Annotated in this window: 23 protein-coding genes; 12 read left to right on the top strand and 11 right to left on the bottom strand. The window is 71.3% G+C overall.

The genetic code is table 11. The features are described from left to right. The first annotated feature begins 4 nt into the window (after positions 1 to 4). The 5 genes from FB471_RS23565 (at position 5) to FB471_RS23585 (ending at position 4,642) form a co-directional block, all read left to right on the top strand. On the top strand, positions 5 to 622 hold the full coding sequence (locus FB471_RS23565) for a hypothetical protein (protein ID WP_142000560.1): 618 nt from the start codon (positions 5 to 7) through the stop codon (positions 620 to 622). Between the two features lie 3 nt (positions 623 to 625). Beyond that, a complete protein-coding gene (locus FB471_RS23570) occupies positions 626 to 1,624 on the top strand; it encodes a C40 family peptidase (protein ID WP_142000561.1) in 999 nt (332 codons plus the stop codon). A 79-nt stretch (positions 1,625 to 1,703) separates the two neighbouring features. After that, positions 1,704 to 2,750: a hypothetical protein gene (locus tag FB471_RS23575; protein WP_142000562.1), complete on the top strand. Its 1,047-nt coding sequence runs from the start codon at positions 1,704 to 1,706 to the stop codon at positions 2,748 to 2,750. Between the two features lie 136 nt (positions 2,751 to 2,886). After that, positions 2,887 to 4,407: a PH domain-containing protein gene (locus tag FB471_RS23580; protein ID WP_142002367.1), complete on the top strand. Its 1,521-nt coding sequence runs from the start codon at positions 2,887 to 2,889 to the stop codon at positions 4,405 to 4,407. A 31-nt stretch (positions 4,408 to 4,438) separates the two neighbouring features. Beyond that, a complete protein-coding gene (locus FB471_RS23585) occupies positions 4,439 to 4,642 on the top strand; it encodes a hypothetical protein (RefSeq protein WP_142000563.1) in 204 nt (67 codons plus the stop codon). A 181-nt stretch (positions 4,643 to 4,823) separates the two neighbouring features. On the opposite strand, the gene FB471_RS23590 is transcribed toward FB471_RS23585, so the two are convergent. From FB471_RS23590 to FB471_RS23605, 4 genes are read right to left on the bottom strand one after another with little or no spacing between them, the layout of a single operon-like run. Then, complete coding sequence (locus FB471_RS23590) at positions 4,824 to 6,059, bottom strand: ABC transporter permease (RefSeq protein ID WP_142000564.1); 1,236 nt, start codon at positions 6,057 to 6,059, stop codon at positions 4,824 to 4,826. Continuing rightward, the gene (locus FB471_RS23595; RefSeq protein WP_142000565.1) at positions 6,047 to 6,748 is read right to left on the bottom strand and encodes an ABC transporter ATP-binding protein; all 702 of its coding nucleotides are present in this window, start codon (positions 6,746 to 6,748) and stop codon (positions 6,047 to 6,049) included. Before FB471_RS23595 ends, FB471_RS23590 begins: the two co-directional genes overlap by 13 nt. Further along, positions 6,745 to 7,869 carry a peptidoglycan-binding protein gene (locus FB471_RS23600; protein ID WP_142000566.1) on the bottom strand — a complete coding sequence of 375 codons (1,125 nt, stop codon included), beginning with the start codon at positions 7,867 to 7,869 and terminating at the stop codon, positions 6,745 to 6,747. The genes FB471_RS23595 and FB471_RS23600 overlap by 4 nt, the downstream gene beginning before the upstream one ends. Continuing rightward, entirely contained in the window at positions 7,866 to 8,396 is a 531-nt protein-coding gene (locus FB471_RS23605) for a hypothetical protein (RefSeq protein ID WP_142000567.1), read from the bottom strand. The genes FB471_RS23600 and FB471_RS23605 overlap by 4 nt, the downstream gene beginning before the upstream one ends. Before the next feature lie 151 nt (positions 8,397 to 8,547). Between FB471_RS23605 and FB471_RS23610 the strand changes: the two genes are divergently transcribed. Both FB471_RS23610 and FB471_RS23615 read left to right on the top strand, forming a co-directional pair. Beyond that, positions 8,548 to 9,207: a response regulator transcription factor gene (locus tag FB471_RS23610; RefSeq protein ID WP_142000568.1), complete on the top strand. Its 660-nt coding sequence runs from the start codon at positions 8,548 to 8,550 to the stop codon at positions 9,205 to 9,207. Continuing rightward, positions 9,204 to 10,373, top strand: coding sequence for a sensor histidine kinase (locus FB471_RS23615; RefSeq protein ID WP_142000569.1), 1,170 nt, complete (start codon positions 9,204 to 9,206; stop codon positions 10,371 to 10,373). The genes FB471_RS23610 and FB471_RS23615 overlap by 4 nt, the downstream gene beginning before the upstream one ends. Here the strand turns inward: FB471_RS23615 and FB471_RS23620 are convergent, their stop codons facing one another. After that, on the bottom strand, positions 10,374 to 11,330 hold the full coding sequence (locus FB471_RS23620) for an ATP-binding protein (RefSeq protein ID WP_142000570.1): 957 nt from the start codon (positions 11,328 to 11,330) through the stop codon (positions 10,374 to 10,376). A gap of 136 nt (positions 11,331 to 11,466) precedes the next feature. On the opposite strand from FB471_RS23620, the gene FB471_RS23625 reads away from it, so the two are divergent. Then, positions 11,467 to 12,888, top strand: coding sequence for an RNB domain-containing ribonuclease (locus tag FB471_RS23625; RefSeq protein ID WP_142002369.1), 1,422 nt, complete (start codon positions 11,467 to 11,469; stop codon positions 12,886 to 12,888). Next, complete coding sequence (locus tag FB471_RS23630; RefSeq protein WP_142000571.1) at positions 12,881 to 13,294, top strand: DUF4326 domain-containing protein; 414 nt, start codon at positions 12,881 to 12,883, stop codon at positions 13,292 to 13,294. The genes FB471_RS23625 and FB471_RS23630 overlap by 8 nt, the downstream gene beginning before the upstream one ends. Before the next feature lie 18 nt (positions 13,295 to 13,312). On the opposite strand, the gene pip is transcribed toward FB471_RS23630, so the two are convergent. Together pip and panB are read right to left on the bottom strand one after the other, a co-directional pair. After that, a complete protein-coding gene (pip, locus tag FB471_RS23635) occupies positions 13,313 to 14,275 on the bottom strand; it encodes a prolyl aminopeptidase (RefSeq protein ID WP_142000572.1) in 963 nt (320 codons plus the stop codon). A 170-nt stretch (positions 14,276 to 14,445) separates the two neighbouring features. Further along, complete coding sequence (panB, locus tag FB471_RS23640) at positions 14,446 to 15,330, bottom strand: 3-methyl-2-oxobutanoate hydroxymethyltransferase (RefSeq protein ID WP_142000573.1); 885 nt, start codon at positions 15,328 to 15,330, stop codon at positions 14,446 to 14,448. Positions 15,331 to 15,778: 448 nt separating this feature from the next. On the opposite strand from panB, the gene FB471_RS23645 reads away from it, so the two are divergent. Beyond that, positions 15,779 to 16,429 carry a DUF998 domain-containing protein gene (locus FB471_RS23645; RefSeq protein ID WP_170220904.1) on the top strand — a complete coding sequence of 217 codons (651 nt, stop codon included), beginning with the start codon at positions 15,779 to 15,781 and terminating at the stop codon, positions 16,427 to 16,429. Between the two features lie 184 nt (positions 16,430 to 16,613). Next, positions 16,614 to 17,204, top strand: a complete 591-nt coding sequence (locus FB471_RS23650) for a DinB family protein (protein WP_142000575.1) — start codon at positions 16,614 to 16,616, stop codon at positions 17,202 to 17,204. Here FB471_RS23650 and FB471_RS23655 read toward each other — a convergent pair. Genes FB471_RS23655 through secA2 form a run of 4 tightly spaced genes read right to left on the bottom strand, consistent with a single transcriptional unit; the run spans position 17,201 to position 22,599 of the window. Then, the gene (locus FB471_RS23655; protein ID WP_142000576.1) at positions 17,201 to 17,737 is read right to left on the bottom strand and encodes a methylated-DNA--[protein]-cysteine S-methyltransferase; all 537 of its coding nucleotides are present in this window, start codon (positions 17,735 to 17,737) and stop codon (positions 17,201 to 17,203) included. The genes FB471_RS23650 and FB471_RS23655 overlap by 4 nt on opposite strands. Beyond that, on the bottom strand, positions 17,734 to 18,447 hold the full coding sequence (locus FB471_RS23660) for a YqeB family protein (protein ID WP_142000577.1): 714 nt from the start codon (positions 18,445 to 18,447) through the stop codon (positions 17,734 to 17,736). Before FB471_RS23660 ends, FB471_RS23655 begins: the two co-directional genes overlap by 4 nt. A 13-nt stretch (positions 18,448 to 18,460) precedes the next feature. Continuing rightward, a complete protein-coding gene (locus tag FB471_RS23665; RefSeq protein WP_142000578.1) occupies positions 18,461 to 20,194 on the bottom strand; it encodes an NAD+ synthase in 1,734 nt (577 codons plus the stop codon). 53 nt (positions 20,195 to 20,247) lie between these two features. Continuing rightward, the gene (gene secA2, locus FB471_RS23670) at positions 20,248 to 22,599 is read right to left on the bottom strand and encodes an accessory Sec system translocase SecA2 (RefSeq protein WP_142002371.1); all 2,352 of its coding nucleotides are present in this window, start codon (positions 22,597 to 22,599) and stop codon (positions 20,248 to 20,250) included. A gap of 102 nt (positions 22,600 to 22,701) precedes the next feature. On the opposite strand from secA2, the gene FB471_RS23675 reads away from it, so the two are divergent. Beyond that, positions 22,702 to 24,312, top strand: coding sequence for an alpha/beta hydrolase (locus tag FB471_RS23675; RefSeq protein ID WP_211358113.1), 1,611 nt, complete (start codon positions 22,702 to 22,704; stop codon positions 24,310 to 24,312). Positions 24,313 to 24,318 lie beyond the last annotated feature (6 nt).

The raw sequence follows: 24,318 nt of genomic DNA on the forward strand, positions 1-24,318 counted from the left end.
GACCATGCCGATTCGTACGCATCGCGGCCGGGCCGCCGTCTACCGGCGGCTGTGGGGGTGGCCGCTGCGCTCGCCCCGGCACCTGGTCGGCACCCTGGTCGTGTTCGTCGCGTTGGTGGTGGCCACCGGGATCGCCGCCCCGCACCTGTTCGGCGACCAGGACGGTAACGGCGGAGCCGGGGCGGCCCCGGCCGGCGAGTCCACCACGGCGAGCGGGGACGGCCCCGGGCGGTCCACGCGGACCGGGCCGGAGGAGTCCAGCACGCTGCCGACCCGGTTGACCGAGCCGCGGGAGACGCCGACCCCGGCCGCCCCCGACCCGGCCGCCCTGCAGGTGGCGCGGCAGTGGGCCGCGGCATGGGTGAACCACCCGGACGGGATGACCAACCAGCAGTGGCTGGACGGCCTCCGCCCGTACACCACCGAGGAGTACCTGCCGGTGATGGCCACGGTGGAGCTGGCCAATATCCCGGCCAGCGAGGTCACCGGCGAGCCATCGGCCGGCAAGTCCTACACCAGCTCGGTCGAGGCCATCGTGCCCACGAACGGACCCAAACTGAAACTCACCGTGGTCGAAACCGACGCGGGCTGGCGGGTCGGGCATTACGAACGGGCGGACTAGCCGATGCGCGCCGGGATGCTGGTCGGGGTGGTGGCGGCGGCGATGTTCGCCGTGCTGGTCACCACCGGCACGGTCGCCGTGGTCGTCGACCGGCAGGACCGGGAGTCGCGCGGGGGAGTCGTCAACCTGAGCTGCGAGGCCGCGCTCGGACCCTCCCAGCCGGGCAGCCCCGCGCGCGGGGCCGACGACGCGGCCAACCTGACCGAGGAGCAACTCGGTACGGTCGCGCTGATCATCTCCATCGGCAAGGAGCGCGGGCTGTCGCCGCGGGCATGGCAGGTGGCGATCCAGGCCGGGATGACCGAGTCCGGGCTGCGCAACCTTGACTACGGGGACCGGGACTCGCTCGGGATCTTCCAGATGCGGCCGTCGATGGGGTGGGGCACGCCCGCGCAGGTCACCAATCCGCCCTATCAGGTGAACAAGTTCTACGACGTGCTCGAGGGCATCCCGGACTGGCAGGACCTGCGCCCCGGCGCGGCCGCGCAGGCCGTCGAGCGCTCCGCCTTCCCGGACCGCTACCACCGCTGGGAAGCCATGGCGGTGCACCTGGTGGAGAACCTCGGGCAGGTCACCGACGCCGCGGGCTGCGGCGAGGGCATGGGAGCCGCGCTCCCGCCGAGCGAGACGGCCGCCACCGCCATCGAGTTCGCCCTCGCTCAGCAGGGCAAACCCTACGTGTGGGGTGGCACCGGCCCGGACACCTTCGACTGCTCGGGGCTGATGCTGCGGGCCTACGAAGCGGCCGGGGTGATCCTGCCGCGGGTGTCGCGGGATCAGTACCAGGCGGGCGCCATGCTGCCGGTTGAGCAGGCACAACCCGGTGACCTGCTGTTCTGGGCGTATGATCCATCGAACCCGAGCACCATTCATCATGTTGCGATGTATCTGGGTGACGGGAAGATGGTGGAAGCGCAGCAGAGTGGCGTCCCGGTGCACACCAGGTCGGTGTCCTGGGACGAGGCCGAGCTCGTCGCGCAGGCGGTCCGGCCGGGTGTCTGAGAGCCTGACCGGTGACCTTGACTTGACTGGCCTGACTGCCTGTGTCGCGCCGAGAAACAGGCACTGAGAGGGAACCCAGGTGGCGAAGAAGTTCGGTAAGCGGGGGAAGAAGTCCGGGGGTGGTCAGGGGGCGGCCGATCCGCGGGAGCTGTTCGGACCCCCGCCTGCGCCGCGGTACACGAGCCCGCCCGCGTCCAGCACCCCGCTGGCCGACTACCTCTCCCGTGCGCTGCCGGGGGTGGACTCCGGGTACGTCGTGCTGCCGCGCTCGCTCGTGGAGTCCATGTCCCTGCCGTGGCAGCAGCAGCTGGTGCAGCTGCTGGCCCAGTTCCACAACACGCACGCCGGGCTGTCCTGGCCGGTGTACCGGGTGGTGCCGTCCCGGTACGAGCGGCTGGTCGACCTGGACGAGGAGCAACTCGCCGAGGCCGGGTATCTGGTGGAGATCGGGGTCGAGGGTGAGCTGGTCTACCGGGAACGCAGCGGGCGCAAGGTCGAGCAGCCGGAGCAGACCACCGTGCTGGTCTCCTGCCTGGATCCGATCGTGCCGCGGGCGGTGCCGCAGGAGGCACGGGAGGCCGGTCGGGCCGTGGAGGCGGAGCGGTCGCCGACCCCCGCCCCGATGAACATCGGCCCGCAGCCGGTGTGGCGCACGGTGCACGAGCGTGCGGCGTCACCCCACCCACAGCAGCCCGCGCCACGGCAACCGGCCCAGCCGCCACCACCACAGCAACCCCAGCCACCTCAACAGCCCCCGGCACCACAGGCACAACCGCAACCGCATTCGCAACCGGCCTCGCAGCCGCAGGCTCCGCCGCCCTGGCAGGCGACCCCGGCACAGCAGGCACCGGAGCCCGAGCCGTCGCGGGACACCGAAGCGGACACCCCGCCACGTGGGATACCGCTTCCCGCGCCCACCGAGAACACCACACCCACCGAGAACACCGAGCCTGCCGAGGACACCGGGAATCCCGAGCCCACAGGGAACCTCGAGGACGCCGCCGGGCGCGGCTGGTTCGACGAGATGCCGGAGTCCGAGAAGGACGGTCACCAGGAAACCGCCGACGCCGAGGGCTTCGGCCCCACCGGCGACCCCACCGAGATCCCGTACCGCTACCGCCCCTGACTCGCCCGACGGAACACGCCGGCGAGCTGCCTGGCCTTAGGGTGGGGGTGTGTCAACGGACCCCACGGAAGCCAGCGACCCGGCAACCCCGACGCCGGCGGGGGGCGCTGCCGCCCCGGCGACCGAGCAACCGTGGCTGCGGCTGGATCGGCGCACCGTCTACGTCACCGCGATCAGCCGGGTGGGTTTCGCGGTGGTGGTGGGCGCGGTGGGCGCGGCCTCCTCCGGCACGCCGCTGGCGTGGGTCGCGCTCGGCGGGGTGCTGCTGCTCGCCGCCGGGATCGTCGCGGAGTACGTGCGCTGGCGGGTGAGTAGGTACCGGGTCACCGCGGAACGGCTGGAGCGCCGGTTCGACTTCATCACGCACCAGCGCCGTTCCCTAGCCAGGGAACGCATTCGCAGCGTGGACATCGCGGCGAACCTGGTGCAGCGGCTGTTCGGGCTGGCCGTGGTCACGATCGGTACCGGGCAGCAGAACGACGCCGACCGGATCAAGCTCGACCCGGTCTCCCATGCGGAAGCCGAGCGGCTGCGGGCCGAGCTCCTGCGGCGCAGGCGGCCGGATCCGGGCACTCAACCGGCACAACAGGCCCAGCCGGCCGAACCCGCCCCCGGCACCGAGCCCGCGGGCGGTTCGGTGCTGGCCAGGCTGGACTGGTCCTGGATCCGGTACGCGCCGGCCTCGTTCGTCGCCCCGCTGCTCGGCGCCGCGGCCTTCGGCGCGGTGCTGAACGCCTCCGGCTGGTTCGGCCTGCGCGAGGGCGTGCTCGAGTGGTCCTTCGACCTGCTCAGCAGCGCACCGATCGTCTTCGCCGTGGTCACCGTGGTGGTGATCGCCGTGGTCGTCGGGCTGATCGGCTCGCTGGTGATCTTCGCCGAGCGCTGGTGGGACTACCGCCTCGACCGCGAACCCGGTGGCACCCTGCGGATTCGCCGTGGCCTGCTCACCACCCGCTCGATCAGCATCGAGGAGCGCAGGTTGCGCGGGGTCGAGGTGGTCGAGCCGCTCGGCATCCGGCTGGTCGGTGCGGCGCGGGTGGACGCGGTGATGACCGGGATACGGCAGAACGACGGCGACAGCAAGAGCGACCTCAAGACGCTGGCCCCGCCGGTGCCGCGCGCGTTCGCCGACCAGGTCACCGCCGATGTGCTGACCGAGGAGGTCGCGCCGACCGTGGCGGCGCGACTGGCGCCGCACCCGCGCGCGGCCCGTGGCAGGCGGCTGCGCTGGGCGCTGCTGGGCACGCTGATCCCGACCGCGATCCTCGCCGGACTCGGCGCGTCGCTCACCGGCGTCCTGCTGCACCTGGCGTGGATCTGGGCGCTGGTGGTGGGGCCGATCGCGGTGCTGCTCGCGCTGGACGCCTACCGCAACCTCGGCCATGGCATCACCGGCGGCTACCTGGTGGCCAGGTCCGGCGCGGCGCGCCGGGGCACCGTCGCGCTGCAGCGCAGCGGGATCATCGGCTGGACCGCGCGGCAGTCGATCTTCCAGCGCCGGGCCGGGCTGATCACGCTGAGCGCCACGACCGCGGCCGGCAGCGGGGCGTACTCCATCTTCGACGTCGCACAGGGCGACGGGCTGGCCTTCGCCGAGCGGGCCGTTCCCGACCTGTTCGGCCCGTTCCTCGAGCGGGACGAACCCGGCTCGCCGTGACAGTGCGTCCGCGGGGTGCGAAGCTCGAACAATGAACGCAGCCGAGGATCCCAACCCCGATCGGGGCTGGTACTACAACACCCGCACCGGCGAGGTGGAGCACCTGGAGCGCTCGCGGTCGATCGACCTGCTCGGCCCGTATCCCGACGAGGCGACCGCGCGGCGGGCCCTGGAGATCGCGCGGGAACGCACCCGCCAGGCCGACGCGCAGGACGCGGCCTGGAACGGCGACTAGCTCTCCGCGGTGAGTGACCCTCCACCCGGGTCACTCACCGCGGACGGGCCGGCGGCGCCCCCGACGAACGCCGCCGGCCACGCTTCGGGAAACCGGCGCTCAGTGCCTGTTCCTAGACTCGCGACACGGTCGAGCTCTTCCACTCGTCTCGATCGGCAAGGTCCAGTTCGGGAACAGGCTGTCAGGCGAGGGCCTCGGTGGGGGTGAGCCGGGAGGCCCGCACGGCCGGGTAGGCGCCCGCGATCGCGCCGATCAGGGCCGCCGCCGCGACCCCGCCCAGCGCGGCGGGCACCGGGATCACCACCGGCCATCCCTGGCTCAGCGCGTAACCCGCGGTCACCAGGACACCGAGCAGCACCCCGCAGGCCCCGCCGAGCGCGGACAGCAGCACCGACTCCGCGAGGAACTGACCGCGGATCTGCCGCCGGGTCGCCCCGAGCGCCCTGCGCAGCCCGATCTCCCTGCGTCGCTCCAGCACCGAGATCACCATCGTGTTCGCCACCCCGACCCCGCCGACCAGCAGCGCCACCCCGCCGAGCCCGAGCAGCAGCGAACTGTAGGCCTGGTTGGTCAGCTCCTTGGCCGCCAGCGCGTCCGACGGCCTGCTGACCTCGACCTCGTTCGGCTTCTCCGGGTTCACGGTGGACCCGAGCACCTGCTGCACGTCCGGTACCGCATGTTCCTGTGCCCGCACGTAGACGGTGGTGGGGTGCCCGTCGAACCCGAGGTACTCCCCGGCCGCGTCCCAGCCGACCAGCGCCGACCGGTCGACCTCCGGCGCCAGGGTCACCGCGTCGAGTATCCCGACCACGGTGAACCAGCGGTCGCCGAGCCACACCTGTGGCGGCTGCCGCGGATCGATCTCGCCGATACCCAGCCGTTGCGCCGCCACCGAGCCGAGCACCACGACCGGGTAGCCGGAGTTGGCCGCGTTCAGGAAGGTGCCGTCGTACATCCGGGCCTGCAACACCTCCAGCAGGTCCGGCCGCCCGGCCAGCACCGAGATCCCCGAGGTCTCCTGCTCGTCGATCAGGCCGGTGCGGCGCACGGTGGCGTCGACCGCACCCACATCGGACGTGCCCTGCACCGGCCCGATCCGCCGCACCCGGTCGGTGACCTCCTTCGGCAGCTTGGCCTCCTCGCCGAACAGGGTCTGCCCCGGCCCCGCCCGCAGCAGGTTCGTGCCCAGCGCGGAGAGCCGATCGTCCAGGGCCTGCTGGCTGGAAGCCGGGATCCCGACCACCGTGACCACCGCCGCGATCCCGATGGCCACCCCGAGCGCGGACAGCAACGCGCGCACCGGCCGGGTACGCAGGCCGTGCAGGCCGAGCCGCAGCACGTCCCCGGCGCCGAGCCGGGCCGAACCGGGCAGCGGGTCCGGTGCCCGCTCCTCCCGTTCACGGGTCAGGGTCCGCATGTCGCCTCCACCCGCTCGGGCGTGCCGGTGTCGGCCCGCAGCGTGCCGTCCAGGATGTCGACGCACCGGGGCAGGCCGGCCGCGACCTCCCGGTCGTGGGTGATCACGACGACCGTGGTGCCGTCCGCGTTCAGCTCCTCGAGCAGGGAGAGCACGGCCGCGCCGGTCCGGCTGTCCAGGTTCCCGGTCGGCTCGTCGGCCAGCAGCACCGAAGGCCGGTTCACCACCGCGCGGGCGATGGCCACCCGCTGCCGCTCCCCGCCGGACAGTTCCGTCGGCAGGTGCCCGGCCCGGTGCCCGAGGCCGACCCGCTCCAGCGCGCGGTTCGCCCTGGCCAGCCGCTTGCGTGCCGGGACACCCGCGTACAGCAGGCCGGTGGCCACGTTCTCCGCCGCGGTCAGCCCGTCGGTCAGGAAGAACTGCTGGAACACGAACCCGATCCAGGCCGAGCGCAGCCCGGCCACCCGCCGATCCGGCAGGCTCGCGATATCGTGGCCGCGCAGCTCCACCCGCCCGGTGGTCGGCCGGTCCAGGGTGCCCATCAGTTGCAGCAGCGTGGACTTGCCGGAGCCGGACGGCCCGACGATCGCCATCAGCTCGCCGGCCCGCACGGAAAGCGACACCTCGCGCAGGGCCACCACGCCGCCAGGGTAGGTCTTGCCGACCTGCCGCACCGCCAGCACCGTCATGAGGTCGTCACCACCGTCATGCCCTCGGCGAGGCCATCCCCGGTGACCTCGACCTGGCCGTTGGCGAACAGCCCCGGCCGGACCTCGACCAGCCTGTTCTCGCCGTTCTCGACCACCTCGACGGCGTGGCCGCCCTCGCGCAGCGCGACCAGCGCCCCGATCGGCACCACCAGCACCCCCTCGGCGGTGTCGCTGGTGAAGGTCACGCTGACCGGCACCGCGCCGAGCCCCTCGGCGGCCTGCTCCTGGTCCAGCGCGATGATCACTTCCAGTTTGGCCTCCTGCCCGCCACCGCCGGGCGCACCCTGCTGCTCATCGTCCGAACCGGACTTCGGGCTGGCCGAGGCGACCTTGCCGGTGGTGGTGCCACCGTCCGGCAGCTCGATGCCGACCGCCGAGTCGGGCTTGGCGATGTCCTGCTTGCTCAGCTCCAGCTCGGCGGTGACCAGTCGCTCGTTCCCGGTGACCTGCATGAGCTGGCCACCGGCCTGCGCACCGAGTTCGGCGGTGACCTCGGCGACCCGCACCGCGCCGGGCTGCACCGCGACGTCGCCGGGGCCGATCTCACCGGTTTCCTCCAGCCCGAGCGACTCCTGCCAGTTCCGCAGCGCCCGCTCGGTGGCCCAGGTGACGTTCTCGTCCGGCTCGCCGAACCCGCCGAAACCCAGCTCCGCCAGGTTGCGCTCCACCAGCTCGACATCCGGCCCGTTGTCCACATCGGAGGAAAGCTCGCGGTAGAGCGGAAGGTCGCCGTAGAAGAGCACCACCGGCTCGGCGTCCACCGTGTACACCTGCTCACCCCGTTCCAGGACCTCCCCGGTTTCCGGCAGGCCGGTGAGCGTGCCATCGGCCCGCCCGGACAGCGGGCGCCGCGGCCCGTACCCGAGGTCGCCGGTGACCGTCTCGGTCTCGGCGAGATCCGTCTTGCGCACGGTCGCCGTGGCGGTCTCCGGGCCGGTGGGCGGCGGCGGTTCGGTATCCGCCAGCGCGCTGCTCAGCACCACGGTCGCGCCGATCCCGACCACCGCGAGCCCGGCCACCGCGACGATCGTCCACCTGGTCCGCCGCCGTCGGCGCAGGGCCGCCGGCCCTGCCCCCTGCTGCTCGGATTCCTCGGTCACTTGGCGGGCTCCATCCTGGTGACGGCGCCGCCCATGCCGCATTCCTCGAAGGCCTTCTTCGCCTCGGGGTCGTCCGAGTCCATGGGGATGGCGAGTCCCGGGTTCTCCGCCGTCGGGACCTTGACGTCCAGGCCGTGCTCACGCAGGCACTTCGCCTGCTTGCGCATCTCGTCGATCTCCTCGGGGGACAGCTCGGGACGCTCGCCGCCGTTGGGCAGCGCGGAGCGGCACTCCTCGTGCGCCCGCTCGAACTTCGGGTCGGCGTCACCGGCGGGCATCGCGGGCATCGCTCCGCCCTGACCGGGGTCCGGCATGTCGACTCCGTGGTCGCGCATGCAGCCCGCGTACTCGAGCATGGCCTCCTGGATGTCCTGGTCGCTCATGTCCTCCGGCGCCTTTTGCTCACTGGTCTCGGTGTCGCCGGAGATGGAGGCCACATCCGACCCCTTGTCCTCGCCGCCGCACGCGGTCAGCGGCACCAGCAGGGCGAGGCCGGTCAGTACACCCGCGATGGTGGACCTGCGCATTCCGATCCGTCCTTTCTCCTCGGTCTTGCCGTTCCGCCCCGATGTCTACGGATCGGGTGATCTCGGCGCGTTAAGCGCGAACGCTTATCGCCCGCTTATCCGGCTCGGGTAAGACTGGGATCGGTATCGACACCGACAGGAGGAACACCGGTTGCGGCTGCTGATCGTCGAGGACGAACGCCTGCTCGCGGACACCGTCGCCGAGGGGCTGCGCAGGTTCTCCATGGCGGTGGACGTGGCCTACGACGGGACCTCCGCCATGGAGCGGGTGGGGGTGCACGACTACGACGTGGTGGTGCTCGACCGCGACCTGCCCGGGGTGCACGGCGACGAGGTGTGCCGGGCGCTGCTGGATTCCGGCGGCGAGGTGAAGATCCTGATGCTCACCGCCTCCGGGGAGGTGGAGGACAGGGTGGCCGGGCTCGGGCTCGGCGCGGACGACTACCTGACCAAACCCTTTGCCTTCGCCGAGCTGGTCGCCAGGGTGCAGGCACTGGGCAGGCGGGCCCGGCCCGCGCTGCCGCCGGTGCTGGAGAACGCGGGGGTGGTACTCGACCTGCCCCGGCATCAGGCATCCCGGGACGGGCGGTTCCTGCCCCTGTCCCCGAAGGAGTTCAGCGTGCTGCATGTGCTGATGCGGGCGGAGGGCACGGTGGTGAGCGCCGAGGAGCTGCTGGAGAAGGCCTGGGACGAGCACGCCGACCCGTTCACCAACGCGGTCCGGGTGGCGGTGATGACCCTGCGGCGCAAGCTGGGCGCACCGGAACTGATCCACACCGTGCCGGGCGCGGGTTACCGGTTCGGCTCGTGAGGCTCTCGGTCCGCACCCGGCTCACCGTGATCTACGGTGGGCTGTTCCTGCTCGCGGGCCTCGTCCTGCTGCTGATCAACTACCTGCTGGTGGAGAGCAGGCTGCCGGACGCCACCGGGTTCGCCAGCACCCAGCTGGAGCAGAACCCCGCGATCACCGCGCAACCCGCGACCCCGGCCGTCCCTTCGGACGGCATCGCGCTGCGGCGGGCCGAGGCGGCCGAGGCCATGACCATCTCCCTCACCGAGTACCGCGCCTCCGCGCTGAACACCCTGCTGCTGCAGTCCGGGGTGGCGCTGGTGGTGGCGGCGGCGCTCGCGGGCGGGTTCGGCTGGCTGATCGCGGGCCGGGCACTGCGGCCGGTGCACGACATCACCACGACCGCGCGCAGGCTCGGCGCGGAGAGTCTGGACCGGCGGATCGACCACGAGGGGCCGCAGGACGAGCTCAAGGAGCTAGCCGACACCTTCGACGGCATGCTGGACCGGCTGGCCTCCGCCTTCGACAGCCAGCAGAGGTTCGTCGCGAACGCCTCGCACGAGCTGCGTACCCCGCTGGCGGTGCAGCGCACCCTGGTGGAGGTCGCACTGGCCGACCCCGCGGCCACGCCGGAGCTGCGCAGGCTCGCCACCCAGTTGCTGCACACCGGGGAGCGCAGCGAGCGATTGATCGACGGGCTGCTCGCGCTGGCCCGCAGCGATCGTGGGCTCGCGGGCCGGGTGCCGGTCCGGCTGGACGAGGTGGCCGGGCGGGTGCTCGCCGGGACCGGCGACCTCGGCACGGAGCTGGAGGTCGCCCTGCGTCCGCGGCTGCGGCCGTGCACCGTCGCCGGGGACGCGGTGCTGCTGGAACGGCTGCTGGAGAACCTGGTGCGCAATGCCGTGCACTACAACGAGCCGGGCGGGTGGGTCACCGTCGAGACCGGCGGCGAGGACGCGCTGGTGGTGACCAACACCGGCCCCGAGGTCGCCGCGGCGGAGATCCCGGCACTGTTCGAGCCGTTCCGCAGGCACGGAACCGAGCGCACCACGGCCAACGGCGGGGTCGGGCTGGGCCTTTCCGTCGTGCGCTCGGTCGCCCACGCGCATGGCGGCGAGGTCCGCGCCGAACCGGGCCCGCACGGCGGGCTCCGCATCACCGTCCACCTCCCCACCAGCCCTGCGTGATCAGCTGGTGGGGGTGAGGGCGGGCACGAAGTCCGGGTCGACCTGGGCGGCCAGGTCCTCTCCGGTCCGGGCGTTGCCCCACGCCCTGGCGTTGCGCAGGTGGAACTCCACGGCCTGGGCCTGGTAGCGCGCCCAGTCCCTGGTCACCGAGTCCACCTCGGTCAGCATCGTGCGCAGGGTGTCCAGGTTGTGCGGTTCCAGCTCGGTGATCGGCCGGGAGCGCCCGCGCTCGGCGGCACGCACATGCGCCGAACCGGCCACCCAGCCGAGCAGGTGCTCGCCGACCTGCTCGCGCAGGAAGTCCACGTCCTCGGCATCGGTGACCTTGTTGCCGACCACCACCAGGCGCACGCCGAAGTCCCGCGCGTACTCGGCGTACTGCCGGTAGACGCCGACGCTGCGCACGGTGGGCTCACAGACCAGGAAGGTCACGTCGAACCGGGTGAACAGGCCGGAGGCGAAGGCGTCGGCGCCTGCCGTCATGTCCAGCACCACGTACTCGCCCGGGCCGTCGAGGAGATGGTTGAGCAGCAACTCGGCCGCGCCGACCTTGCCGTGGTAGCAGGAGACCCCGAGGTCGTCCTCGGCGAACCGCCCGGTGACCCCGAGCCGGATCCCGTTCACCTCGCGGAAGCAGGCCGCGGAGATCGGGTTGTCCTCGAACGGGGTGACCAGCCGCGAGCCCCTCCCCGGCGGGGTGGTCTTGATCATCGCCTCCGCGCTGGAGATGCGCGGGTTGTCGCCGCGCAGGTGTTCCTTGATCAGCGGCAGGTGGTCGCCGAGGGTCGGCAGCGCCGCAGCTTGCCGCTCACTCGCGCCGATGGCGACCGCGAGGTGCTGGTTGATATCCGCGTCGATGGCCAGCACCGGATGGCCGGAGCCGGAAAGGTAGCTGGTGAACAGTGCGGCCAGCGTGGTCTTCCCGCTGCCGCCCTTGCCGACGAAGGCAACTTTCATGCCGGACTCCAGAAAACACTAGTGAAGATGGGATCGGTTTTCATTTCTTTCGTGCGTCAAGGTACACCGAACGGCCGAGCCTCGAACGAGCGATGGACCCGGCCGAGCGAGTTAGGGTGAGGGTGTGCCTTCCTCGGTGATCCGCACGACCGGCGCGGACGGCGACTTCGCCGCGTTACGCGCCGAGTTCGAGCTGCCGGAGGGCTTTCTGGCCGAGGTGCTGGCCGAGGCGGAGGCGGTGGCAGGCGATCCCGCGGAGTTCGCGGGCGGCCGGGTGGACGCCACCGACCTTCCGTTCGTGACCATCGACCCGGCGGGATCCAAGGACCTCGACCAGGCCACGCTGATCGAGCGCACCCGCTCCGGCGGGTTCCGGGTGCATTACGCCATCGCCGACCTGGTCGCCTTCGTGCCGGCGGGCGGCGCGATCGATCGGGAGTCCCGGCGGCGCGGGCAGACGCTGTACCTCCCGGACGGGACCATCCCGTTGCACCCGCCGGAACTGTCCGAGGGTGCGGCCAGCCTGCTGCCCGGCGAGGTACGGCCGGCGGTGTGGTGGACCATCGACACCGACGCCTGGGGCGAGCCGGAGCGGGTCCGGGTACGGCGGGCGCTGATTCGCTCGAGTGCGCAGCTCGACTACGAGTCGGTGCAGGCCGCGTTCGACGCGGGCACGCCACCGGGGCCGGTGGCCGCGCTGGCGGAGTTCGGCAGGTTGCGGCGGGAGCTGGCGGTCCGGCGCGGCGCGGTCGAGCCGCAGCTGCCCGAGCAGGAGATCCACGGCGGTGAGGCGGACGGCTGGACCCTCGGTCTGCGGCCGCGCAACGAGGTCGAGGCGTGGAACGCCGAGCTGTCCCTGCTCACCGGCATGTCCGCGGCCTCGATCATGCTGGAGGCCGGAATCGGGGTGCTGCGCACGCTCCCGGCCCCGGATGAGGCCACGCTGGACTGGTTGCGCCGTTCCGCGGCCGCGTTCGGGATCGAATGGCCTTCCGGTACCAGCGTCTCCGAGCTGCTCAGCACCATGGACGCCGCCCGCCCGGAATCGTTGGCGTTCTACGCCTGCACCACCCGCGTGCTGCGCGGGGCGGGATACACCAGCTTCCACTCCGGACCGCCGGAACTGGCCGTACATGCCGGGATCGGTGGCCCGTACGCGCATGTCACCGCGCCGATCCGGCGGCTGGTCGACCGGTTCGGCACCGAGGTCTGCCTCGCCGTCACCGCGGGACGGCCGGTGCCGGACTGGGTGCGCGCGGCGCTGGTCGACATGCCCGAGGTGATGAGCGCATCGGACCTGCTGGCGGCCAAAGTGGAGCGAGCCTGCCTCGACCAGGTCGAGTCCTGGATCCTCGCCGAGCACGTCGGTGGCCGGTTCAGCGCCGTGGTGCTGCGCGCCGACGCCACCCGGGCGGAGGTGCTGATCGAGGACCCGCCTGTGCTCGGCAAGTGTGCCGGCGCGGGACTCCCTGAAGGGGAACGGATCATGGTACGGCTGACCGACGTCGACGTGGCGCGGCGCAAGGTCCGGTTCGAGCGGCTGCCCGCCGATGAGTGACCGGCCGGAGGACCTGCCCGCCGGGGCGGATCGCTGGACGGCGGGGGAGCGGGAGATCGCCGAGCGGATACTGGCCTGCCGGGCGGCGGTGGTCAACGTGCGCAAGTCCGGACCGCACCGGCGGCTCGTGCCCTGGCTGGTGCGCAACGACCTGATCACCTATGTCGGGCACGCCGGTCCCCGGCACGGCTGGCCGGAGTCCGGGTTCGCCAACCCGTTCGTCCGGGAGGCCAAGCAGGACCGGCAGGCCATGGTCCGGCACTACCGCGAGTATCTGGACAGGCAGCCGGGCCTGCTGCGCCGCCTGCGTGCCGGGGAGCTGGACGGCCGCGCGCTCGGCTGCTGGTGCGCGCCCAAGCCCTGTCACGCCGACGTGCTGCTGGAGCACCTCGAAGGCGCGGGGTAGCCGGCCCGCGGGCGGGACTCAGGCGGTCGCGGCGAAACGGTCGGTCGCCAGCCGCAGCTCGCGGAGCACCCCCGGGTCGTTCACCGCGTGCCCCGCGTTCGGCAGGATGCGCAGCTCGGAGCCGGGCCATGCCCTGTGCAGCTCGTAGGCCGTGACCGGCGGGCACACCAGGTCGTAGCGACCCTGCACGATCATCCCGGGAATGCCCTGCAATTTGGCCGCGTCGCGGATGAGCTGTCCTTCGTCGAGCCAGGCGCCGTGCGTGAAGTAGTGCAGTGCGATCCGGGCGAACGGCACCGCGAACTCCGGCCGCGCGTAGTTGCTCCGGAAACTCTCCTGGGGCACGACGGAGACGATCGCGCCTTCCCACGCGCTCCACGCGACCGCGGCCCGTTCCCGCACGGCCGGGTCCGGGTGGTCCAGCAGCTTCCGGTAGGCGGCGAGTGGATCCGCGCGCCCGGCCTCGTCCAGCGGGGCGAGGTAGCTCGCCCACTCCTCGGGAAAGAGCTGCCCGGCTCCGCCCCGGTAAATCCAGTCGAGCTCGCCGCGCCGCCCGGTGAACACCCCGCGCAGCACGATCTCGGTCACCCTTCCGGGATGCGTCTGCGCGTAGGCCAGTGCCAGCGTCGCCCCCCAGGAACCGCCGAACAGTTGCCAGCGCTCGATCCGCAGGTGCTCCCGCAGCAGCTCCATATCGGCGACCAGATGCCAGGTGGTGTTCGCCGCGAGGTCGTCGACCGCCTCGGCGGCAGGCGGGGTGCTGCGGCCCGCGCCACGCTGGTCGAACAGCACGATGCGGTAGGCCAGCGGGTCGAAGTGCTGGCGGGCCAGGGGCGCGAGCCCGCTGCCCGGCCCACCGTGCAGGACGACGACGGGTTTGCCCGCGGGGTTACCGCAGCATTCCCAGTACACGGTGTTGCCGTCGCCGACGTCCAGCTTGCCGTGCTCGTACGGCTGGATCGGCGGGTACAGCTCGTTCATGCTGGTCCACTCTGCCGGACGCGCGCGTACCTCGCCGCTTTCGGGTGGGGGCTCACTCCCGCCGCCATCTCGAGTGAGCCCCGGCCCGGTTCCCTCGGAGCGAGGTGTGCAAAAAGGTAAGGTATCTACCGAATGTAGTCAAATACATGACTACTGTTCATGTATATGAATCAGTGGAACGAGTGCTCCGGTGCCGGGAACTCGCCCCGGCGGACCTCCTCGGCGAAGGCGGTGGCGGCACCGGAGAGCACCCCGGCGAGGTCGGCGTAGCGCTTGACGAACCGGGGTGCCTTGCCCCGGCGCAGTCCCGCCATGTCCTGCCAGACCAGCACCTGCGCGTCGCAGTCCGGGCCCGCGCCGATCCCGATGGTCGGGATGTGCAGCTCGTGGGTGATCCGCTTGGCGGCCTCGGCGGGGACCATCTCCATGACCACCGCGAACGCCCCCGCCTCCTGCAGGGCCACCGCGTCGGCCAGCAGTTCCTCGGCCGCGGCTCCGCGCCCCTGTACCCGGTAGCCGCCCAGGTTGTGCTCGCTCTGCGGGGTGAAGCCGATATGCCCCATCACCGGCACCCCCGCGGCGGTCAACGCCTGGACGTGCGGCGTGAACGCCCTGCCGCCTTCCAGCTTCACCGCGTGCGCGCGGCCCTCCTTCATGAACCGCACCGAGGTGGCGAGCGCCTGTTCCGTGGAAAGCTGGTAGGAGCCGAAGGGCAGATCGGCCACCACCAGCGCGTGTTTCACCGATCGAGTGACGCCGCGAACCAGTGGGAGCAGTTCGTCCACGGTGACCGGCAGCGAGGTGTCGTAGCCGAACACGTTGTTCGCGGCCGAGTCGCCGACCAGCAGCACCGGGATGCCGGCCTCGTCGAACAGTTCGGCGGTGTACATGTCGTAGGCGGTGAGCATCGGCCAGGGCTCGCCGCGTTCCTTGAGCTCCCGCAGGTGATGGACGCGGACCTGGCGGCCGGGCCGGCCGGCCCTGGTTGCGGAGCCGGAGCCGTACGGGGCGGGCTGCTCGCCCGCGCTGGCACGGTTCGATTCGGGGGTGGACATCGTCGTCGACCTTCCTTCCCTCGAGGCCCTGTACCAGGGTCCCCGGGTAGTTCGGCGGGTGCACTTCGAAGCGTCGCACCACGCCGAGGCGAACCCAAGATCGTGCGATGAGCTTCACAGGCCAGGCCAGGCCCGGCCCGGTCGGCGGGGGTGGGGGCACGGTCCGATATCCGGTGACCGGTGCGGTGCGACATCCTTGCCCCTGCTGGCTAAGATCACCCCCAACGATCACACCGACCGTGTGATCCGAGCCGGTGTCAGGCAATGGGAGTGTATTGTGCCGGTAGATACCAATCCGACCGAAAGCAGCTGTTTTGCCCAGGTCAGCTAGCTTGTGTGGCCGGGCTGCTTTCGGTCTCCTTGGTATGTGCGTTCGCTGGTGCGGCGGCCGTACGCGCCTTACCCGCAACCAGCCGCCGGCCGCCGGACCACGCGAATGAGTAGCGGGGTGCGAACGGCCCTGTACGTGGCCGTGGCGCTGATGGTGGTCGGCGGGGTCGCCTACTGGTCGTGGTTGCTGGAGTTCTTCCTGCCCACCGGGCTTTCCCCGATCGACGCCCGGATCGGCGAGGCCACCGCCGATGGTGAGCCGTACCGGGGTCTGTTCCGGACCGCCTACATCGTCTCCGGTATCGCCTTCATGCTCATGGTCCCACCGTTGCTGCGGCTGGTTCCCGCGCAGACCTGGCCGCGGGTGGTCGTGCTACTGCTCGGGATCTTCGGGTTGAACGTGCTGCTCAGCGCGCTGTTCACGTTGGACTGTGCGCCCTCCGCAGGCGAGCGGTGCCGGGACATGATCGCCGAGGGCAGGGTTTCGGTCGCCCACCAGATCCATTTCGCCACCGCCTGGGTCACCACGGCGATCCAGCTGGCCGCGGCGGCGTGCCTGGAACGATGGTGGCTCGGCGGGTGGCGTACCGCGGCCAGGGTGGCCTTCGTGATCGTGCTGGCCGCGGCGATCGTGGTGGCGGCGCTGGAAACGTTCGGCGATGGGCAGTTCGTCGGCCTGCTCGTCCGGTTGCAGTTGGTCACCATGGTCGGGTTGCTGTTCGTCGGCGCCGCCTACCTGCTGAACGCGTCCCGGATACGCCCACAGTGATCGGCTCGTACCGTGCCGGTAGATACCAATCCGACCTCCAGCGGGCCGACCCGCTTGTCTCGCAGGCAAGGCCGTGTCGGCCGAGTCGACCTACTTCCGGTCTCCTTGGTAGCCGGGAAATGTCGGTGGCCCGTGCCAGGATCTCCCTGTCGGACCGGATGGGCCGGTCGAAACTGGAGGGATCATGCCTGGCAACGTCCGCCCCGTCGCCGATGAGCGCGATGGCCTGCTCGCCTTTCTCGAACAGCAGCGATACGTGTTGCGTACCGCGGCGTACGGCCTGACCGACGAGCAGGCGAGGGCCACCCCCACCACGAGCTCGCTGAGCGTCGGCGGCCTGGTCAAGCACGTCACCGCCACCGAGCGTGGCTGGATGGACACCGTGCTCCAGCGCGCCGCGCCGATGAGCCCGGAACTGATGGAAAAGTACGGCAACGACTTCCGGCTCGACGAGCAGGAGACCCTCGAGGAGATCCTCGCCGACTCCCGGCGCGCGGCGGCGGAAACCGAGGAGGTCATCCGCGGCATCCCCGACCTCGGCCTGCCGGTCCCGGTGCCGGACGCGCCGTGGAACCCGAAGGACATCGAGGCCTGGTCGGTGCGCTGGGTCCTGCTGCACCTGATCGAGGAGATCGCCCGGCACGCCGGGCACGCCGACATCATCCGCGAGTCCGTGGACGGTGCCACCGCGTTCGAGTTGATGGCCGGGGCGGAGGGCTGGCCGGAAACGCCGTGGATCAAGCCGTGGAAGCCCGCCGCGGCCAAGACCTCCTAGAACAGCGTCGGCTCCTCGAGGTAGACGCCCTCGATCTCGAGCAGGCGCCGTTTGGTGTCGGTTCCGCCGCGCGCGGAGAAGCCGCCGACCTTGCCGCCCGCGGCGAGCACCCGGTGGCACGGCACGATCGGTGCGAACGGGTTGCTGCCGAGGGCCTGCCCGACGGCGCGTGCCGATCCCGGGACGCCGAGACTCTGCGCGATCTCCCCGTAGGTGCGGGTCCGGCCGGGCGGGATCTCCCTGGCGAGTTCGTAGACCTTCCGGTGGAAATCCGGCACCTCGGTCATGTCCAGCGGCACCGCGGTGAGATCGCTCGGTTCACCGCGGAGCAACGCCCGCACACCGTCGATCGCCTGCCGCGCGGCGGGCGGCGGGTCCGCTTCCCGAGCCTGCGGGAACCGGCCACGCATGCGGGCCCGCGCCCGTTGCTCGTCGCCCTCCGGTAGCTGGGCGCCGAGCACACGGTCCTCCGCCCAGGCGATCGCGCAGTGGCCGAGCGCGGTCTCGAACACCGTGCAGCCGGAGGTCGTCATGATGCCGAGTCCTGGCCGGTGAGCCGCCAGTACTGGCGCTTGCCCTTGCCGTCCTTGACGACCACGCCGAGCTTGGCGAGCTCAGCCCGCAGTTCCTTCGCGTCGTCCGACTTGTTCCCGCCCAACGCCTTGTCCCGCGCGGTGAACAGGGCGTTCGCCCCGGTGGGGAGTTCGGGCTGGTCCGGAACCCAGCGCCGGAACTCCTCGGCATGGGGATCGCCTTCGGCCCACGGGTAGCCGTGCTCGCGGAAGGCCGCCGCGTAGTGGGCCGTGCTCAGCTCGGAGGGATGGTTGGCCAGTTCCTCACCCCGCCTGCCGAGCAGCACCAGCCGGTCGCCCTCGCGGAAGACCGCGCTGATCTGTGCCCGGTCGAACTCCCGCTCGGTGTCCTCCCGATCCAGCACCACGCGGTCGGGGGTGACGGTGACGGTGAGGCTCTCGTGCTGCGCGACGAAACCGAGCACCAACCCGGCCAGTGCGCCGACCACGATCACCCCGATGGTCAGGTGCGGTTCGGGAACCGAGTCGATGAGTTCCAGCGGCCCCTGGAACGGGATCCAGGCCAACCCGAGCGCCCAGTCGGCGAGGCGCCGGAGCAACCAGCCTGCCCCGGCACCGAGTGCGGGGAACCCAAGGAGATAGACCGCCTGCAACCATGGCGGTTCGGCCAGCACCGTCGGCGTCTGCGCCCGCGGTTCTTCGGTGTTCATCGCGACTCGGCTCCTAGTGGGACTCGCGCCAGGCGTTGGTCATCGGCAACCTGCGGTCCCTGCCGAACGCCTTGAACGTGATCTTCGTGCCGGGCGGGTACTGGCGGCGCTTGTACTCCGCCTTGTCCACCATGCGCACCACCCGGTCGATCAGCTCGGCGTCGAAGCCCGCCGCGAGCAGGTCATCCAGCCCACGGTCACCCTCGACGTAGTCGTCCAGAATGTCATCCAGCAGGGGGTAGTCCGGCAGCGAGTCGGTGTCGAGCTGGTCCGGCCGGAGTTCCGCCGAGGGCGGTTTGGTGATCGAGCTCTCCGGGATGGGCGGAGTCTCGCCACGCTTCTCCGCGTCCGCGTTGCGCCAGCGGGCCAGCCGCCAGACGTGCGTCTTGAACACGTCCTTGATCGGTGCGAACGCGCCGACCGCGTCGCCGTAGATGGTCGAGTACCCCACGGCCAGCTCGGTCTTGTTGCCGGGGGCCAGCACCAGATGCCCTTCCAGGTTGGACAGCGCCATCAGCAGCACCCCGCGCACCCGGGACTGGACGTTCTCCTCGGCCAGGCCGGTGCCGGCCAGCCCGAGTTGGTCGACATAGGACGCGACCATGTTCTCGATCGGCTCGGCCCGGAAGTGGCAGCCCAGCCTGCGGGCCAGCTCGGCCGCGTCCGAACGCGAGTGTTCGGAGGAGTACTTCGACGGCATGGCCACGCCGTGCACCGCGTCCGGCCCGAGCGCGTCCACCGCCAGCGCCGCGGCCACCGAGGAATCGATCCCACCGGAGAAACCGAAGATCACCGACCGGAAACCGTTCTTGTGCACATAGTCGCGCAGCCCCACGACCAGTGCCGCCCAGACCTCCGCCTCCTCGGAGAGCGGCTCGCTGATCACCGGTCCGGCCAGCGGTGGGTACGGCGGCAGCGGGTCCCGGAGATCGTCGCCGAGCAGGCGGCGCCGGACCCGCAGGCCGGCCAGCTCACCCTCGGCGGTATGTCCACCCGCGACCATGTCCAGGTCGGTCACCAGCAGATGCTCGACGAACTGCGGTGCGCGGGCAAGCAACTCGCCATCCGTGCCGACCACAATGGAGTCCCCGTCGAAGACCAGGTCATCCTGGCCGCCGACCTGGTTGGTGTACACCAGCGGCGCTCCGGCCTCGGCGGCGCGCCTGGCCGCGAGCGGCAACCGGATGTCGTCCTTGGAACGTTCGTACGGCGAGGCGTTCGGCGCCACGACCAGGTCCACCCCGGCCTCGCCGAGTGCGGTGACCGGACCGCCCTCCTGCCACATGTCCTCGCAGATCACCAGGCCGATGTCGAGGCCGTGCAGGCGCACCACGTCCAGCGAGTCACCCGGCTCGAAGTTGCGGCGCTCGTCGAACACCCCGTAGTTCGGCAGGTGGTGCTTGAACTGCCGGAGGACCACCTCGCCGCGGAACAGCCCGACGACGGCATTGCGCGGACCCACCTCGTCCCGGTCCAGGTAGCCGACATAGGTGAGCACCTCCCCGCAACCCGCCTGCGCCAGCAGCCCGGCCAGCTCGTCCGCCTTGGCCCGCGACGCCCTGGCGAACGACGCGCGCAACGCCAGGTCCTCCACCGGGTAGCCGACCAGGGACATCTCGGAGAACACCATGACGTGCGCGCCTTCGTGCGCGGCCTGGCGAGTCCACTCGACGATCAGCTCGGCGTTGCCATGCAGGTCACCCACCGTAGGATTGATCTGACCCAACGCGATGCGCAGTTGCGGCATGCGGTCATTCTTCCGTACCCGGAGAGTCGCGGCGACGCCGACCGGGTGCTCGCTCAGCCGCGCTTCTTGCGGAGCATGCTGCGCACCTTCTTCAATGCCTGCTCAGCGTCGGAGTCGAACGGGTTGTCGTGCACCAGGTAGGTCCAGGTGGAGGTGGGCCTGCGCACGCCGGACGCCGCGAGGTCGACCCCGTCCTCGGTGATCTCGGCTTCGGTCAGGGTCTGCGCCGAACGCTCCTCGGCCTCCGGGAGCACCTTGCGGAACTGCGGGACGGCGGCGCGGTGGAACTCGTCGATCGGGGTCTCCCGCGCCAGCGCCCGCAGGTGGATGCTCTCCCGCACGTCGGTGAGAAAGGCGAGGTGGTCGGCCCACAACTGGTCGAGGTGGTAGAGCATGATCTCCCGGCAGGCCTGGCCCAGCGCGTCCGCCTCCAGCCGCTCGGCCAGTTCCGCGTACCGTTCCGGCGCGGCTTTCTCCAGGGTCTCCGCGGCCAGCGGGGTGCGCAGCAGCTTGTCCCGGTGGGCGAGCAACTCGCCGCGCTGCCGCTCGATCAGCCGGGTGTAGCGCCAGGTGTTGCGGTGGATCTCCAGATCGACGCCCTCGGCGACGCGCTGCGCGTGCTGGATGTGCCGGTAGGCGGACGCGGCGGTGATCTCCCCGGTCTCGTCCTCGGCTTCGATCCCGCCCGGTACGTCCGGGGCGTAACCGAGCACCAGGTCGTCGTTCAGGCTGGCGAAGAACACCGAGCTGCCGGGGTCGCCCTGCCGACCCGCGCGGCCACGTAGCTGGTCGTCCAGCCTGCTGCTCGGGTAGCGGGCGGTGCCGATCACGTGCAGCCCGCCGAGCTCGGCGACCCGCTCCCGTTCCGCGCTACCGACGGCCGCGGCCGCGCCGCCCAGCCGGATGTCGGTGCCGCGACCCGCCATCTGGGTGGACACGGTGATCGCCGAATGCTTGCCGGCCTCGGCGATGATCCCGGCCTCCTCGGCATCGTTGCGGGCGTTCAACACCACGCAGGGCAGCTCGGCCTTCGCCAGCTTCTCGGCCAGCTCCTCGGACTCGGCCACGTCCTGCGTGCCGACCAGGATCGGCCGGCCGGTCTCGTGCACCTCGCGGATCTCCTCGACGATCGCGCGCAGCTTGTGCGAGGGCGAGGCGAAGATGCGGTCCGGCGCGTCCTCCCGGATGTTCGGCATGTTCGGCGGGATCACCGCCACCTCGAGCCGGTAGAACTCGCGTAGCTGCTCGGCGACCGCCACCGCGGTGCCGGTCATGCCCGCGACCTGCGGGTAGCGGGCCAGCAGCGCCTGCACGGTGATCGAGTCGAGGATCTCGCCGCGTTCCGACGGCGGGATCTGCTCCTTGGCCTCGACCGCGGCCTGCAACCCGTCCGGCCAGCGTTGCAGCTCGGCCACCCGGCCACGGGAGGCGTTGATCAACTGCACCTTCCCGTCCCGGACCAGGTAGTCCACATCCCGGGTGAGCAGGGCATGCGCGTGCAGCGCGGCATTGATCGAGGCGAGCCGGTCGGAGCCGGAACCGAGCTCCTCGCCGTACAGGTCGATCCCACCCAGTGCCTTCTCCACCACCGAGGCGCCTGCCGAGGTCAGCCAGGCGTTTCGACCGTCGGCGTCGGTCTCGTAGTGCAGGCCGAGCCGCAGCCGCCGGACAATGGTGGCCACCTCCTCGTCGGCGACCCCCGCGTCCACCGACCCCGCCATCACCAGCGGCACCCTGGCCTCGTCGACCAGCACCGAGTCGGCCTCGTCGACGATCGCCACCTCGGGCTCGGGCTGTACCAGGTCCTCCTCGCGGGTGACCAGCCGATCGCGCAGCACGTCGAAGCCGATCTCGCTGACCGCGCCGTAGCAGATCTCGGCGGAGTAGGCGGTGCGCCGCTCCTCGCGGCTCAGCGCCGGCTCCACCCAGCCGACCGACACCCCGAGCAGGTCGTAGACCGGCCGCATCCACTCGGCGTCCCGCCGGGCAAGGTAGTCGTTCACCGAGATGAGGTGCACCCGCTTGCCCCGTAGCGCGTACCCCGCTGCGGCCAGCGCCCCGGCCAGCGTCTTGCCCTCTCCGGTGGCCATCTGCACGACATGCCCGGTGAGCAACCCCATCGTGCCGAGCAACTGCACGTCGAAGGCCCGCTCGTCCAGCGCCCTGCGGGCGGCCTCCCGGCCGAGCGCGCACAGGGTGACCAGCTGTTCCTCGCTGAAGGAGACCCGCTCCGGCGGCTCGGTCGCGCGCAGCTTGCCCGCGGCCTCGGTGAACTCCGCGTCGGAGAGCTTCTGCAGCTCGGCTTCACGCTTCTCGATCGCCGGCAGTAGCGCCTCGTACCGGGTCAGTTCCACGCTGGCCGGGCGCTGGATGATTTTGCGCAACCGCTTGCCGACCCGGCTCATCAACGCTGCCACCCGTGGCCTCCCGTGTCCCGTCTGGTCTGTTTCCCCAACGCAGTGACGGTGCGTTCGAGTTCCTGTATTGCCGAATGGCACCATCATGTGGTGCCCGCCCGCGAACGCTACCTGCTTCCCGCCTCCTGTCTAGCGGCCATCGGTCTGCTGATCAGCTCGTTGACCGCCTGCTCGAGCGACGCGGGCGAGCAGCACGGCACGGTCACCGAGACCAACGGCCCCGTCGGCCCGGTGCCGGATGGCCTCGACCGGTTCTATGCCCAGCCGCTGACCTGGGAGCCCTGCTCGCCCTACGCGACCTCGGCGAACGCCGAGCGGACCTTCGGGGCCACCGGGCAGCGGTGCGCGCGACTGACCGTGCCGCTGGACTACGCCGACCCGGGTGGCGAGGAGATCACGATCGGGTTGCTTCGACGCGAGGCGAGTAACCCGGACGCGCGGATCGGTTCGCTGGTGCTCAACCCGGGCGGTCCGGGCGCCTCCGGCATGGTGGCGGCGGCCTCCACCGCCAAGCAGGTCGAGGGCACGCCACTGGGCGAGCGGTTCGACCTGGTGGGTTTCGATCCGCGTGGGGTGGGGGCGAGCCGGCCGCAGGTGGACTGCCTCACCGACGCCGAGCGGGACGCCGACCGGGCCGATGACGGGGAGACCGACGGTTCCCCGCGAGGGGTGGCCGAGCAGGAGGCCGAGGCGAAGACGTTCGCGCGGCAGTGTGCGCAGCGCACCGAGCACGGCCCGGAGATGCTGGCGAACCTGGGTACCCGTGACGTGGTCAAGGACATGGACGTGCTGCGTTCCGCGTTGGGGGACGAGAAGCTGTCCTATGTCGGCTATTCCTACGGCACCCGGATCGGCTACACCTATGCCGAGGCGTTCCCCGGCAATGTGCGCGCGCTGGTGCTGGACGGCGCCCTCGACCCGGAGCAGAACGCCGTGGATTCGCTGGTCGCGCAGGGCAAGGGCTTCGGGGTGGCGTTCGGTGAGTTCGTTGACTGGTGTGTCCAGCGGCAGGACTGTGCGCTGGGTTCGGATCCGGCCGGGGCGACCGGGGCGTATCAGGACCTGGTGCGGCCGCTGATCGACAACCCGGTCCCGGCGGGCGAGCGGCCGCTGTCCTACGAGGACGCGACCACCGGCACGATCCAGGCGCTGTACGCCGAGCAGTTCTGGGAGAAGCTGAACACCGGGCTGAACCAGCTGAAACAGCGGAAGGCCGGCATGCTGATGGCCCTGGCCGACCTCTACAACCAGCGGGACGAGAACGGGCACTACGCGAGTACCCAGGACGCGTTCACCGCCATCCGGTGCGTGGACGACCCGCGGGTCACCGACAAGCAGGAGATCCTCGAGGCCCAGCGTCGTTACGAGGCGGTGGCGCCGTTCCTTGATGATGGTCGGCCGGATGGGGCGGCGTTGGATGCGTGTGCGTTCTGGCCGGTGCCGAGTACGTCGGAGCCGGGGTTGCCGCGGGTGGATGGGGTGCCGTCGCCGTTGGTGGTTTCGACGACGAATGATCCGGCGACGCCGTATGAGGCTGGGGTGAATCTTGCGAGGGCGATGGATGGGGCGTTGGTGACTTTCGAGGGGACGCAGCACACGGTGTTCTTGCAGGGTAATGAGTGTGTGGATGGGGCGGGTACGGCGTACCTGGTCGACGGCACCCTGCCCGCGGAAGGCACCCGCTGTACCCCGGCGAAATGAGTGCGG

Source organism: Amycolatopsis cihanbeyliensis, assembly GCF_006715045.1.
GTDB classification, from domain to species: Bacteria; Actinomycetota; Actinomycetes; order Mycobacteriales; family Pseudonocardiaceae; genus Amycolatopsis; species Amycolatopsis cihanbeyliensis.